This window comes from Geodermatophilus sp. SYSU D00779, assembly GCF_054050595.1.
In genome coordinates, this window is sequence record NZ_JBJGZQ010000003.1 from 150,926 (window position 1) to 164,410 (window position 13,485).

Annotated in this window: 8 protein-coding genes and 1 tRNA gene; 6 read left to right on the forward strand and 3 right to left on the reverse strand. The window is 73.1% G+C overall.

Annotated elements, in window-relative coordinates; translation table 11 throughout:
- Nucleotides 1–139: 139 nt before the first annotated feature.
- The 4 genes from gltB (at nt 140) to ACI79G_RS03235 (ending at nt 8,736) form a co-directional block, all read left to right on the forward strand.
- Nucleotides 140–4,807, forward strand: coding sequence for a glutamate synthase large subunit (gene gltB, locus ACI79G_RS03220; RefSeq protein WP_456879659.1), 4,668 nt, complete (start codon nt 140–142; stop codon nt 4,805–4,807).
- A complete protein-coding gene (locus tag ACI79G_RS03225; RefSeq protein WP_456879661.1) occupies nt 4,800–6,287 on the forward strand; it encodes a glutamate synthase subunit beta in 1,488 nt (495 codons plus the stop codon). Before gltB ends, ACI79G_RS03225 begins: the two co-directional genes overlap by 8 nt.
- Before the next feature lie 155 nt (nt 6,288–6,442).
- Nucleotides 6,443–7,858, forward strand: a complete 1,416-nt coding sequence (gene pyk / locus ACI79G_RS03230) for a pyruvate kinase (protein WP_456879663.1) — start codon at nt 6,443–6,445, stop codon at nt 7,856–7,858.
- Entirely contained in the window at nt 7,855–8,736 is an 882-nt protein-coding gene (locus ACI79G_RS03235; RefSeq protein ID WP_456879665.1) for an acyl-CoA thioesterase, read from the forward strand. Before pyk ends, ACI79G_RS03235 begins: the two co-directional genes overlap by 4 nt.
- 1 nt (nt 8,737) lies before the next feature.
- Here ACI79G_RS03235 and ACI79G_RS03240 read toward each other — a convergent pair whose 3' ends face one another.
- Together ACI79G_RS03240 and ACI79G_RS03245 are read right to left on the reverse strand one after the other, a co-directional pair.
- Nucleotides 8,738–10,492, reverse strand: a complete 1,755-nt coding sequence (locus ACI79G_RS03240; protein WP_456879666.1) for a pyridoxal-dependent decarboxylase — start codon at nt 10,490–10,492, stop codon at nt 8,738–8,740.
- A 117-nt stretch (nt 10,493–10,609) separates the two neighbouring features.
- A tRNA-Leu gene (locus ACI79G_RS03245) sits at nt 10,610–10,683 on the reverse strand.
- A 71-nt stretch (nt 10,684–10,754) separates the two neighbouring features.
- Here ACI79G_RS03245 and ACI79G_RS03250 point away from each other — a divergent pair.
- Both ACI79G_RS03250 and ACI79G_RS03255 read left to right on the forward strand, forming a co-directional pair.
- Nucleotides 10,755–11,357 carry an ANTAR domain-containing response regulator gene (locus tag ACI79G_RS03250; protein WP_456879667.1) on the forward strand — a complete coding sequence of 201 codons (603 nt, stop codon included), beginning with the start codon at nt 10,755–10,757 and terminating at the stop codon, nt 11,355–11,357.
- A gap of 191 nt (nt 11,358–11,548) precedes the next feature.
- Nucleotides 11,549–12,889, forward strand: coding sequence for an ABC transporter substrate-binding protein (locus ACI79G_RS03255; RefSeq protein WP_456879669.1), 1,341 nt, complete (start codon nt 11,549–11,551; stop codon nt 12,887–12,889).
- Nucleotides 12,890–12,984: 95 nt separating this feature from the next.
- On the opposite strand, the gene ACI79G_RS03260 is transcribed toward ACI79G_RS03255, so the two are convergent.
- Nucleotides 12,985–13,404, reverse strand: a complete 420-nt coding sequence (locus tag ACI79G_RS03260) for a DUF7712 family protein (protein WP_456879672.1) — start codon at nt 13,402–13,404, stop codon at nt 12,985–12,987.
- Nucleotides 13,405–13,485 lie beyond the last annotated feature (81 nt).

The window sequence follows — 13,485 nt, forward strand, 5'->3', positions numbered from 1 at the left end:
CACGGACCGCCCGCGTCACCGGTATCAGCCGCAGTGCCCCGTTCCTCTGACCGATGACCACCGGCCGGGCCCCCCGCCCCCCGCCCCGCTCCCGTCACCGTCGACGGCGACCGGGCGGCGTGCCGACGACGGGAGTGACATGTTCGAGTCCACCGCCCCCGCCGCGCCTTCCGCCTCCGGCGGTACCGCCGTGCCGTTCTCGGCCGTCCCGGCCGCGTCCGGCCTGTACGACCCGGCCAACGACAAGGACGCCTGTGGCGTCGCCTTCGTCGCCGACGTGCAGGGGCGTGCCTCCCGGGGGATCGTGGCCGCCGGGCTCACCGCCCTGCACAACCTCGACCACCGCGGTGCGGCCGGCTCCGAGCCGAACTCCGGCGACGGCGCCGGCATCCTCACGCAGGTCCCCGACGCGCTGCTGCGCGCCGAGGTCGACTTCGACCTCCCGCCGCTGGGCGAGTACGCCGTCGGCATCGCCTTCCTGCCGGTCGACGAGGCCGAGCGCGCCGCGCGCGTCGAGGACGTCGCCCGCCTGGCCGCCGAGGAGGGCCTGACCGTCCTCGGCTGGCGCGAGCTGCCGGTCGACCCGGACGGCGCCGACGTCGGCCCGACCGCCCGCGCGGTCATGCCGCACTTCGCCCAGGTGTTCGTCGCCGAGACCATCGGTGCCCGCGCCGACGCGGCCGCGTTCGGCGGCGCCAAGGCCGTCAACGGCGTGACCCGGCTGGAGCGGCGCGCGTTCGTGCTGCGCAAGCGGGCCGAGCGGGCCGCGACCGAGGCCGGCAGCTCCCTCTACATCGCCTCGCTGTCCTCGCGCACCATCACCTACAAGGGCATGCTGACCACCGACCAGCTGCCCGCGTTCTTCCCCGACCTCCGCGACGAGCGCTACGCGTCGGCGATCGCGCTGGTGCACAGCCGGTTCTCGACCAACACCTTCCCGAGCTGGCCGCTGGCCCACCCGTTCCGGGTGATCGCGCACAACGGCGAGATCAACACCATCAAGGGCAACCGGAACCGGATGCGCGCCCGCGAGGCGAAGCTCCAGACCGAGCTGTTCGACGGCCCGGCCGGCCCCGCGTCCGAGCTCGGCCTCGAGCGGATCTTCCCCGTCACCGCCAGCGACTTCAGCGACTCGGCCACCTTCGACGAGGTGCTCGAGCTGCTGCACCTGTCCGGCCGCTCGCTGCCGCACGCGGTGCTCATGATGATCCCGGAGGCGTGGGAGAACCACGACGAGATGGACCCGGCCCGCCGGGCCTTCTACCGGTTCCACTCCTCGATCATGGAGCCCTGGGACGGGCCCGCCGCGGTCGCCTTCACCGACGGCACGCTCATCGGTGCCGTCCTCGACCGCAACGGGCTGCGCCCGGGCCGCTGGTGGCACACCAAGGACGACCTCGTCGTGCTGGCCAGCGAGGTCGGCGTCCTGGACATCCCCGACTCCGAGGTGGTCGCGAAGGGCCGGCTGCAGCCGGGCCGGATGTTCCTCGTCGACACCGCGGCCGGGAAGATCGTCTCCGACGAGGAGGTCAAGGGCGCCCTGGCGGCCGAGCACCCGTACGAGGACTGGCTGCACGCCGGCCTGGTGCACCTGCCGCAGCTGCCCGAGCGCCGTCGCGCCCGGCCCAGCCACGAGTCCGTCGTCCGCCGGCAGCAGCTGTTCGGCTATACCGAGGAGGACCTGCGCGTCCTGCTCACCCCGATGGCGTCCTCCGGCGCCGAGCCGATCGGCTCGATGGGCACCGACACCCCGGTCGCGGCGCTGTCGGACCGCTCGCGGCTGCTCTACGACTACTTCGGGCAGCTGTTCGCCCAGGTGACCAACCCGCCGCTGGACGCCATCCGCGAGGAGCTGGTGACCAGCCTGGGGCGCACCTTCGGCCCCGAGCAGAACCTGCTGCACGCCACCCCGGCGTCCTGCCGGCAGCTCTTCCTGCCCTACCCGGTCATCGACAACGACGAGCTGGCCAAGATCCTGCACATCGACGACGACGGTGACCTGCCGGGTTACGCCGCCGTCCGGATCACCGGCCACTTCGACGTCAACGGCGGCGGGCCGGCGCTGGCCGAGGCGGTCGAGCAGCTGCGCACCAAGGTCAGCAAGGCGATCTCCGCCGGCGCCCGGATCATCGTGCTCTCCGACCGGGACTGCGACGAGAACCGCGCGCCCATCCCGTCGCTGCTGATGACGGCCGCGGTCCACCACCACCTCGTGCGGCAGAAGACCCGCATGGAGGTCGGCCTGGTCGTCGAGTCCGGCGACTGCCGCGAGGTGCACCACGTCGCGCTGCTGCTCGGCTACGGCGCCGCCGCGGTCAACCCGTACCTGGCCTTCGAGTCCATCGAGGACCTCATCCGCGACGGCGTCCTCACCGGCATCCAGCCGGCGCAGGCGGTCCGCAACGTGGTCAAGGCGCTGGGCAAGGGCGTCCTGAAGGTCATGAGCAAGATGGGCATCAGCACCGTCGGCTCGTACACGATGGCCCAGATCTTCGAGGCGGTCGGTCTCTCGGACGAGGTCGTCGACGAGTACTTCACCGGCACCTCCTGCCCGCTCGGCGGCGTCGGCATCGACGTCCTCGCCGAGGAGGTGGCCATGCGCCACCGCCGCGCCTACCCGGAGAACCCCACCGAGCGCGCGCACCGGCGGCTGGAGACCGGCGGCGAGTACCAGTGGCGCCGCGAGGGCGAGGTGCACCTGTTCAACCCCGAGACGGTGTTCCTGCTCCAGCACGCCACCCGCTCGCGGCAGTACGAGGTGTTCCAGCGCTACACCGACACCGTCGACAAGCTGTCCGAGGAGGCCGCCACCCTGCGCGGCCTGTTCACGATCAGGACCGGCGTGCGCCCGCCCGTGCCGCTGGAGGAGGTCGAGCCGGCCAGCGAGATCGTCAAGCGCTTCCAGACCGGCGCGATGAGCTACGGCTCCATCTCGCAGGAGGCGCACGAGACCCTCGCGATCGCCATGAACCGGATCGGCGGCAAGTCGAACACCGGTGAGGGCGGCGAGGACCCCGACCGCTTCCAGCCCGACCCGAACGGTGACCTGCGCCGCTCGGCGATCAAGCAGGTGGCCAGCGGCCGGTTCGGCGTCACCAGCGAGTACCTGGTCAACGCCGACGACATCCAGATCAAGATGGCGCAGGGCGCCAAGCCCGGCGAGGGCGGCCAGCTGCCCGGCGCGAAGGTGTACCCGTGGGTGGCCCGCACCCGGCACTCGACGCCGGGCGTCGGCCTGATCAGCCCGCCGCCGCACCACGACATCTACTCGATCGAGGACCTCAAGCAGCTGATCCACGACCTGAAGAACGCCAACAACGAGGCGCGGGTCCACGTCAAGCTGGTCAGCGAGGTCGGGGTCGGGACGGTCGCGGCCGGTGTGAGCAAGGCGCACGCCGACGTCGTCCTCATCTCCGGGCACGACGGCGGGACGGGCGCAGCACCCCTGACCTCGCTCAAGCACGCCGGCTCGCCGTGGGAGCTGGGCCTGGCCGAGACGCAGCAGACGCTGCTGGCCAACGGCCTGCGCGACCGCATCGTCGTCCAGGCCGACGGGCAGATGAAGACCGGTCGCGACGTGCTCATCGCCGCGCTGCTGGGCGCCGAGGAGTACGGCTTCGCCACCGCTCCGCTGGTCGTCTCCGGCTGCGTGATGATGCGCGTCTGCCACCTGGACACCTGCCCGGTCGGCGTCGCCACGCAGAACCCCGAGCTGCGCAAGCGGTTCACCGGGCGGCCGGAGTTCGTCGTCACGTTCTTCGAGTTCCTCGCCGAGCAGGTGCGCCAGTACCTCGCCGAGCTGGGCTTCCGCTCGCTGGACGAGGCGATCGGCCACGCCGAGCTGCTCGACACCCGCAAGGCGGTCGACCACTGGAAGGCCGCCGGGCTGGACCTGTCCCGCATGCTCGCCGTGCCGGAGCTGCCCGAGGGCGCTGCCCGGCACCGGGTCCGCGAGCAGGACCACGGCCTGGACGTCGCGCTGGACCAGACGCTGATCCAGCTGTGCGAGGGCGCGCTGCTCGACGCGCGACCGGTGAGCCTCGAGCTGCCGGTGCGCAACGTCAACCGCACCGTCGGCACGATGCTGGGCTCGATGGTCACCCGGCGCTTCGGCGGTGAGGGGCTGCCCGACGGCACGATCGACCTGACCTTCACCGGGTCGGCCGGCCAGTCCTTCGGGGCCTTCCTGCCGCGGGGCGTCACGATGCGGCTGTTCGGCGACGCCAACGACTACGTCGGCAAGGGCCTGTCCGGCGGGCGGATCGTCGTCCGCCCGGCGCGCGAGGCCGGCTTCGCCGCCGAGGACAACGTCCTCGCCGGCAACGTCATCGCCTACGGCGCCACCGGGGGCGAGGTCTTCCTCCGCGGTCGGGTCGGCGAGCGGTTCTGCGTGCGCAACTCCGGCGCGCTGGCCGTCGTCGAGGGCGTGGGCGACCACGCGCTGGAGTACATGACCGGCGGAGCCGCGGTGATCCTCGGCCCGACCGGCCGCAACATCGCGGCCGGCATGTCCGGCGGCATCGGCTACGTGCTCGACCTGGCCCGGCACCGGGTCAACACCGAGATGGTGGACGTCGACCCGCTGGACGGGGAGTCCGCGCAGTGGCTGCGCGACGTGCTGGTGCGCTATGCCGCGGACACCGCGTCGCCGGTGGCCGCCGCGCTGCTGGCCGACTGGGGCCGCTGGTCCGAGCGGTTCAGCGTGATCATGCCGCGCGACTACCGGCGGGCGCTGGAGGCCCGGCGGGCTGCCGAGGCCGCAGGAACGGATGTGGATCGAGCTGTGATGGAGGCCGCACGTGGCTGACTCGACCGGTTTCCTCAAGCACGAGCGGGCGCTGCCACCGCGGCGCCCGGTCGACGTGCGGATCCTGGACTGGAAGGACGTCTACCTCTCCCGGCAGAACGGGGAGGACGCCGTCTTCCCCGTCGCCGCGGTGCGCCAGCAGGCCGCCCGGTGCATGGACTGCGGCATCCCGTTCTGCCACCACGGCTGCCCGCTGGGCAACCTGATCCCGGAGTGGAACGACCTCGCCCGCCGCGACGACTGGACCGAGGCGATCGAGCGGCTGCACGCCACCAACAACTTCCCGGAGTTCACCGGGAAGCTGTGCCCGGCGCCGTGCGAGGGCTCCTGCGTGCTGAACCTGCAGGAGTCGCCGGTCACGATCAAGCAGATCGAGTGGGAGATCATCGACCAGGCGTTCCAGCGCGACCTGGTCAAGCCGGTCCCCCCGCAGGAGCACACCGGCAAGAAGGTCGCCGTCATCGGCTCCGGGCCGGCCGGGCTGGCCGCCGCCCAGCAGCTGACCCGCGCGGGTCACGACGTCACCGTCTTCGAGCGGGCCGACCGCGTCGGGGGGCTGCTGCGCTACGGCATCCCCGAGTTCAAGATGGAGAAGGCCGTGCTCGACCGGCGGCTGGACCAGATGCGGGCCGAGGGCACCCGGTTCGTCACCGGGGTCGAGGTGGGCAGCGGCCGGGACGGCGATCCGACCGTCGAGCAGCTGCGCGCGGACTTCGACGCCGTCGTCCTGGCCGGTGGCGCCACCATGGGCCGCGACCTGCCCGCGCCGGGGCGGGAGCTGCGTGGCATCCACCTGGCGATGGAGTACCTGCCCTTCGGCAACCGGCAGGCGCTCGGCGAGCTCGACGAGCCGCCGATCAACGCCCACGGCAAGCACGTCGTGATCATCGGCGGCGGTGACACCGGCGCCGACTGCCTGGGCACCGCCCACCGGCAGGGGGCGCTCTCGGTCACCCAGCTGGAGATCATGCCGGCGCCGCCGGACCGCCGGGCCGAGACCAACCCGTGGCCGACCTACCCGATGGTCATGCGCGTCTCCAGCGCCCACGAGGAGGGCGGCGAGCGGCTCTACAGCGTCAACACCGAGCGTTTCGTCGGCGACGACGAGGGCAACGTGCGCGCGCTGCTCATCCACGACGTGGAGCGGGTCGACGGCCGGTTCCAGAAGGTGGAGGGCACCGAGCGCGAGCTGCCCGCCGACCTGGTGTTCCTCGCCATGGGCTTCACCGGTGCCCAGCGCACCGGCCTGGTGGAGGCGCTGGGCGTGGAGGTCGACCAGCGCGGCAACGTCGCCCGCGACGGTGAGTTCATGTCGACCGTCCCCGGCGTCTTCGTCGCCGGCGACATGGGCCGCGGCCAGTCGCTCATCGTGTGGGCGATCGCCGAGGGCCGGGCGGCCGCGGGCGGCGTCGACGCCTGGCTGACCGGTTCGACGATGCTGCCGCGTCCGGTGACCCCCACCGCGGTGGCGCTGCGGTAGGGGCTCCGTCCCCTCGCACGCCCGGGGTGAGCCTCCGGACGGGGCCGACGGGGCCGGGTCCCGCACCGCGCGGGACCCGGCCCTCGTCGTGCGTGGACGAGCCTCACAGGGAGCCCTCCCCGCGCGGGACGGGCCACCCCACTAGCGTCTGACCCATGTCGCGTCGCGCCAAGATCGTCTGCACCCTCGGGCCGGCGACCGGTTCCCAGGAGCAGGTCACCGCCCTCGTCGAGTCGGGGATGGACGTCGCCCGGCTGAACTTCAGCCACGGAGCGCACACCGACCACGAGAAGAACTACCGGATGGTCCGCGAGGCCTCCGACCGCACCGGTCACGCCGTCGCCGTCCTCGCCGACCTGCAGGGGCCGAAGATCCGCCTCGGCACCTTCGCCGACGGTCCGGTCCACTGGGAGACCGGCAGCCGGGTCTGCATCACCGTCGACGACGTCGAGGGCACCGCCGAGCGGGTCTCCACCACCTACAAGGGCCTCGCGGCCGACGCCCGGGTCGGCGACCGGCTGCTGGTCGACGACGGCAAGCTGGCGCTGTCGGTCGTCGAGGTCGACGGGTCCGACGTGTGGTGCCTGGTCGTCGAGGGCGGCGAGGTGTCCAACAACAAGGGCCTGTCGCTGCCGGGCGTCGCGGTGAGCGTGCCGGCGATGTCGGACAAGGACGAGGAGGACCTCCGCTTCGCCCTGCACATGGGCGTCGACTTCGTCGCGCTGTCCTTCGTGCGCTCGCCGCGCGACGTGGAGCTGGTGCGCGACGTCATGCGGCAGGAGGACGTCTCCGTCCCCGTGATCGCCAAGCTGGAGAAGCCCGAGGCGGTGGAGAACCTCGAGGCGATCGTCGAGGCGTTCGACGGCATCATGGTCGCCCGCGGCGACCTGGGCGTGGAGCTGGCGCTGGAGCAGGTGCCGCTGGTGCAGAAGCGGGCCGTCCAGGCCGCCCGCGAGCGCAACAAGCCGGTCATCGTGGCCACGCAGATGCTCGAGTCGATGATCACCAACTCGCGGCCCACGCGCGCGGAGGCCTCCGACGTGGCCAACGCCGTCCTGGACGGCGCGGACGCGGTCATGCTGTCGGGGGAGACCTCGGTGGGGCGCTACCCGATCGCCGCGGTGCGGACGATGGAGCGGATCATCGACGCCGTCGAGAGCGACGCCGTGCGCGTCCCCGAGCTGGTGCGGCGGTCGCGGTCCCGGTCCGGCGCCATCGTCCGGGCCGCGCGGGACATCGCGGAGTCCCTCGACGTCAAGGCCCTGGCGACCTTCACCCAGACCGGTGGCAGCGCCCGGCGGCTGGCCGCGCTGCACCCCCGGATGCCGCTGCTGGCGTTCACCGTCGACGGGCGGGTGCGCAGCCAGCTGGCGCTGTCCTGGGGCGTGGAGACCTTCCTGGTCCCCGAGGTGCAGCACACCGACGACATGGTCCGCCAGGTGGACTTCTCGCTTCTGTCCATCGGCCGGCTCAAGGAGGGCGACCGGGTCGTCGTCGTGGCCGGCAGCCCGCCGAACACCCCCGGGTCGACCAACCTCATCCGGGTCCACGAGGTGGGCACCGACTCGTGACGCAGGTGGACGGCGGCAGCCAGGCCGCCTCGCTGATGGCCGTCCTCGACCTCGAGGAGCGCGACACCGACCTGTACGTCGGCCAGACGCCGCGGACGCCGCTGCAGCGCATCTTCGGCGGGCAGGTGGCCGGGCAGGCCCTCATGGCCGCGTCGCGGACGCTGCCGGGGGAGCGCGCCGTGCACTCGCTGCACTCGTACTTCCTGCGGCCCGGTGACCCGCACGAGGAGATCCGCTACGCCGTCGAGCGGATCCGGGACGGGCGCACGTTCAGCACCCGGCGGGTCATCGCCTGGCAGCGGCGCCGGGGCGAGGACGTCGCGATCTTCGCCCTGACCGCCGACGCCTCGGTACCGGAGACCCCCGTCGTCGAGCACGCGCTGCCGATGCCCGAGGTGCCGGCCCCCGAGACCCTGCCCAGCCTCCCCGAGGTGGTCGCGCCCCACGGGGAGCGCGCCGCCGCCGCGCTCGCCATCAGCCAGGCCGTGGAGCAGCGGCTGCTCGAGGACCCCTTCGACCGGACGCCGAAGTCGCCGCCGGACACCCGCACCTGCGCGTGGATGCGGGTCGCCGGCCGGCTGCCCGAGGACGGCAGCGTGCACCGCTCGGCGCTGACCTTCGTCAGCGACCTGACCCTGCTCTCGGCCGGGCTGGCCCGCACCGGCGGCGGCTGGGGCGGGGAGTACGTCGGCGCCAGCCTCGACCACGCGGTGTGGTTCCACGCGCCGGTGCGCGCCGACGAGTGGTTCCTCTACGAGACCGACAGCCCGGCGGCCTCCGGCGGGCGAGCGCTGTGCTTCGGCCAGATCTGGGCGGCCGACGGCACCCACGTGGCCACGGTCACGCAGCAGGGCCTCATCCGGTCGCTGCGCAGCTGACTCAGGAGCCGGTGCCCCGGGCGCCGGCGTCGGTCCCGCCGTGGGCGGGCACGACGCCGTCGGCCTCCGGGTGGTCGGCCTCGGCCGGCGGTGCGGTCTCCGGCGGCGTCAGGTCCTCCTGCGCGTGCGCCTGGGCCGCCGTCTCGTCCTGGGTGGCCGGCGTCTCGACCGGCTGGCGGGCCGTGGCGCGGGCGGCCTCCTCCCGCGCCCGCTCCTCCCGTGCCCGCTCCTCGGCGGCGCGGCGCTCGGCCTCCTCGCGGGCCCGCTCCGCCGCGGACTCGGCGAAGTCGGCGGCCAGCCAGTCGTGACCCTCGCGCAGCAGCGCCCAGGCCCGCTCGACGTGCGCCCGCGTCGTCGCCGGCGCGCCGATCGCCACCCGCAGCACCACCTGGCCGCCGACGGTCGTGTGGGTCAGGAAGACCTCGCCGCCGTCGTTGAGCCGCTCCAGCAGCGTCATGGTGGCGACGTCGGCGTCCACCCCCTCGGCCCAGCGCGGGCGCAGGCACACCAGCGACAACGGGTGCGGGGTGACGACGTCGAACCGGTCGTCGGCCTCCGCCCAGCCGGCCAGCTCCTGCGCCAGCGCGACACCGGACCGGATGTGCGCCCGCAGGCCCTCGGCGCCGTACCAGCGCAGCACGAACCACAGCTTGAGCGCGCGGAAGCGGCGGCCGAGCTCGACCTGCCAGTCGCGGTAGTCGACGACCGCGCCGGCGTCGGTGGCGGCGTTGCGCAGGTACTCCGGCAGGATCGCCAGCGCGCCGGTGAGCGCGGCCTGGTCGGCCACCCAGAACAGCGTCGCGTCGAAGCCGGTGAGCAGCCACTTGTGCGCGTCGGTGGTGTAGCTGTCGGCCCACTCGACGCCGGTCTGCAGCGCCCGGAGCTCGGGGGCGACGGCGCTCACGCCCGCGTAGGCGGCGTCCACGTGCAGCCACACCCCGGCGTCGCGGCAGATCGGGCCCAGCTCGGCGAGGGGGTCGACCGCCGTCGTCGACGTCGTCCCCACGGTGGCGCAGACCAGCACCGGCCGGTAGCCCCGGGCGACGTCCCGTTCCAGGCGCGTCCTCAGCGACTGCGGGCGCATCGCCAGGTCGCCGTCCACCTCGACGATGCGGACGGCGTCGCTGCCGAGGCCGGCGATCCGCACGGCCTTCTCCATCGAGGAGTGCGTCTCCGCGGAGACGTAGACGGTGTACTCGTCGGGCCGGACGCCCCCGCGTACCGTCCCGCCGCCGCTGGCCCGGTGCAGGGCCGCGAGCAGGGCGACGAGGTTGGCGCCGGAGCTGGAGTCCTGGACGACACCGCCGCCGGGACCGGTGGACAGGAAGGTCTCCGGCAGGCCCAGCAGGCCGGCGAACCAGTCGAGGACGTGCTGCTCGAGCTCGGTGGCCGCCGGGCTGGTGACCCACGACATGCCCTGCACGCCCAGGCCCGCCGACACCAGGTCGCCGAGCACCGAGGGCCCGGACGTGTTGGCCGGGAAGTAGCCGAAGAAGCCGGGGTGCTGCCAGTGGGTGAGCCCGGGGACGACGACGCGGTCGAGGTCGGCCAGGACGGCGTCGAACGGCTCACCCTGCTCGGGCGGGGCGTCGGGCAGCGCGGCGCGCACGTCGCCGGGGGTGGCGGGGGAGCGCACGGGCAGCGAGCCGACCCGCGCCCAGTAGTCGGCGATCCAGTCGACGACCGCGTGGCCGTGCCGACGGAACTGCTCCGGGGTCATGTGCGGGGCGGACGGTGTCGGCTCGGGCTCGCTCACGGCACCCACCGTAGGGCCGCCTCGTGGACGCGAGCGGACGCCCCCGTGAGTGCGTCCCGGACAGCCGGGGAACGGCACGTGGTGGCGGTGTCGTCCGGAGGACGACGACGTCGTGCGTGCCCCCGGTGCGACTCGAACGCACACTGTGCGGGTTTTGAATCCGCTCCCTCTGCCGATTGGGGTACGGGGGCGTACCGGCCGGCGACCGAGGAGCAGCCTAACGGCCCGTCGTGTTCCGTCCCGCATCGCTAGGCTCCGGCGCGTGAGCAGCGAGCCGATCCGGGTCCTCATCGCGGAAGACGAGGCGCTCATCCGCCTCGATCTCAAGGAGATGCTCGAGGAGGAGGGGTACACCGTCGTCGCCGAGGTCGGCGACGGGCAGCAGGCCGTCGACCGGGCCACGGAGCTGCGGCCGGACCTCGTGGTCCTCGACATCCAGATGCCGGTGCTCGACGGGCTGTCGGCGGCCGAGCAGATCGCCTCGGCGCGCATCGCCCCGGTCATCGTGCTGACCGCCTTCAGCCAGCGGGAGCTGGTCGAGCGGGCCCGCGACGCCGGCGCGATGGCCTACCTGGTCAAGCCGTTCTCCAAGAACGACCTGGTGCCGGCCATCGAGGTGGCCCGCGGCCGCTTCGCCGAGATGACCGCCCTGGACGGCGAGGTGCGCACGCTCGAGGAGCGCCTGGAGACCCGCAAGGTGGTCGAGCAGGCCAAGGGCAAGCTGATGGCCGACCAGGGGATGACCGAGGCCGAGGCGTTCCGGTGGATCCAGCGGACGGCGATGAACGAGCGCACGTCGATGAAGGCGCTCGCCCAGCGCATCCTGCAGCCGCAGGCCGCTGCAGACCCGACGACGGGCAGCTGACGCCTGCGGTGTGACCCCGGTCGCGCGCCCGACACCCTGTGTGACGGGCCGGGAGCCGGCAGGTCACGACCTGGTCACGGTCCGGGCGACCCCTGCTCCACGCCCGGATCCGGCAGCTACCTTCCCCCCACTGACCGGTCGCCCACCTGGCGGGCCGGGTGCACGACTGACACCACAGTGGGAGTTGTTTGATGCGCACAGGGATCCTCGCGCGCACTGCCGCCGTCTCGGCCGCGGCCCTGCTCGTCCTGACCGCGTGCGGCGGGGGGGAAGAGGAGGGCACCGCCAGCGGCGAGGGCGGTGGCGGTGGTGGTGGCGAGAAGCAGGTCAACATCTACGGCACCGACGGCAACATCGGCTCCACCCTCGGGGAGGACTTCGAGGAGCAGGGCGCCCTCGCCGGCATGAAGGGCACCCTGCCGCTCACCGAGCTGTCCGGGGACTTCAAGGACAGGCTCCTGCAGATCGACCCCGATCTCGGCAACACGTTCAACTACGCCGCCGAGACCTACGACGCCGTCGTCCTCACGGCCCTGGCCGCGCAGATGGCGGGCACCAACGACGCCAACGTCTTCAAGGCCTACGTCAACGGTGTCACCACCGGCGGCGAGAAGTGCGACTCGTTCCAGGCCTGCATCGACATCGTCAACAGCGGGGGCAACCCGGACTACGACGGCATCAGTGGCCCGCTGGCGTTCGTCGACGCCGGTGAGCCGGCCGCGGCCAGCTTCGGCATCCAGGCCTTCGGCGAGGACAACAAGATCGACGACTCGAAGACCGAGTTCGTCCTCGCCGGGGACGAGGCCAACGCCACCACCGACGAGGGGCCGGCTCCGGCCGCCCCCGGCACCACCGGTGAGCAGCTGGTCATCGGCACGCTGCTGCCGCTGACCGGTGACCTCGCGTTCCTCGGCCCCCCCGAGGTCGCCGCCGCCCGGCTGGCGGTCCAGGAGATCAACGCCGCCGGCGGCATCCTCGGCCAGGACGTGCGGCTGGAGGAGGGTGACTCCGGTGACGCGACGACCGACACCGCCACCCAGACCGTCGACCGCCTGCTGCAGGCCGGCGTGAACGCGATCGTCGGGGCGGCGTCCTCGGGCGTGAGCCTGAACGTCATCGACCGGATCACCGGTGCCGGCGTCATGCAGATCAGCCCGGCCAACACGTCGGACCAGTTCACGACCTACAACGACAACGGGCTGTACTTCCGGACCGCTCCGCCGGACGTCCTGCAGGCCCGCGCACTGGCCGACCTGATCGCCGCCGACGGCAACAACACCGTCGGCATCCTGGCCCGCAACGACCCGTACGGCACCGGCCTCGCCCAGAACACCGTGGAGAACCTGCTCGCCGGTGGCCTCAGCGAGGACCAGGTCGTGAACATCACCTACGACCCCAACGCCGCGAACTTCGACTCCGAGGTCCAGCAGATGGTGGACCTGAACCCCGACGGCATCGTCGTCATCGGGTTCGAGGAGTCCTCGCGGATCATCCAGGGGCTCAACGAGAACGGCATCGGCCCGCAGCGGTGAGCGTCGGGGCGCTGTGACGACACAGCGCTGACGAAAGCCCTCGGGCAGCGGCCCGGTACCCCTCAGGGGGTGCCGGGCCGTCGTCGTCCACGGGGTCAGCGCTGCAGGTGCTGGCCCTCGGGCGCCCAGTCGGCGGGCCGGCCCCGGTGGTTGGAGAACTCCACCGACCAGCGCCACCAGCTGTGGTCGGGCGCGTGCTCCCAGGCGGTGAGGACGCCGACCTCGCCGCCGGGCAGCAGGACCGGCAACCCGAACAGCTCCGGCCCGGGCCAGACCTCGCGACGGCGGACCTGCGCGCCGTCGAGCTCGAGCAGGGTGACGGGTGAGTAGTCGCCGTCCCGGTCGGCGTCGTCGCGCAGCACCAGCGTGCCGTCGTCCGCCCGCACCTCCAGGTGCAGCTGGGCGGGGGCGGCGTGCACCAGCACGCGGGAGAAGCCGCTCGCCGTCGTGCAGCGGGCGAACTCCAGGCCGTTCATCCCGCCGTCGCGGGACCGCAGCTCCCAGGTCCAGTTCATGACCGCTGCCTACCCAGCACGGCGGCGCCGGCCCCCTGATCGGGGACCGGCGCCTGGTGAGGCACTGGAACGGCCCCGCTG

Coding starts and splice junctions, on each gene's coding strand:
- gltB (WP_456879659.1), top strand. CDS start 140: ATGTTCGAGTCCACCGCCCCCGCCGCGCCTTCCGCCTCCGGCGGTACC.
- pyk (WP_456879663.1), top strand. CDS start 6,443: ATGTCGCGTCGCGCCAAGATCGTCTGCACCCTCGGGCCGGCGACCGGT.
- ACI79G_RS03255 (WP_456879669.1), top strand. CDS start 11,549: ATGCGCACAGGGATCCTCGCGCGCACTGCCGCCGTCTCGGCCGCGGCC.
- ACI79G_RS03260 (WP_456879672.1), bottom strand. CDS start 13,404: ATGAACTGGACCTGGGAGCTGCGGTCCCGCGACGGCGGGATGAACGGC.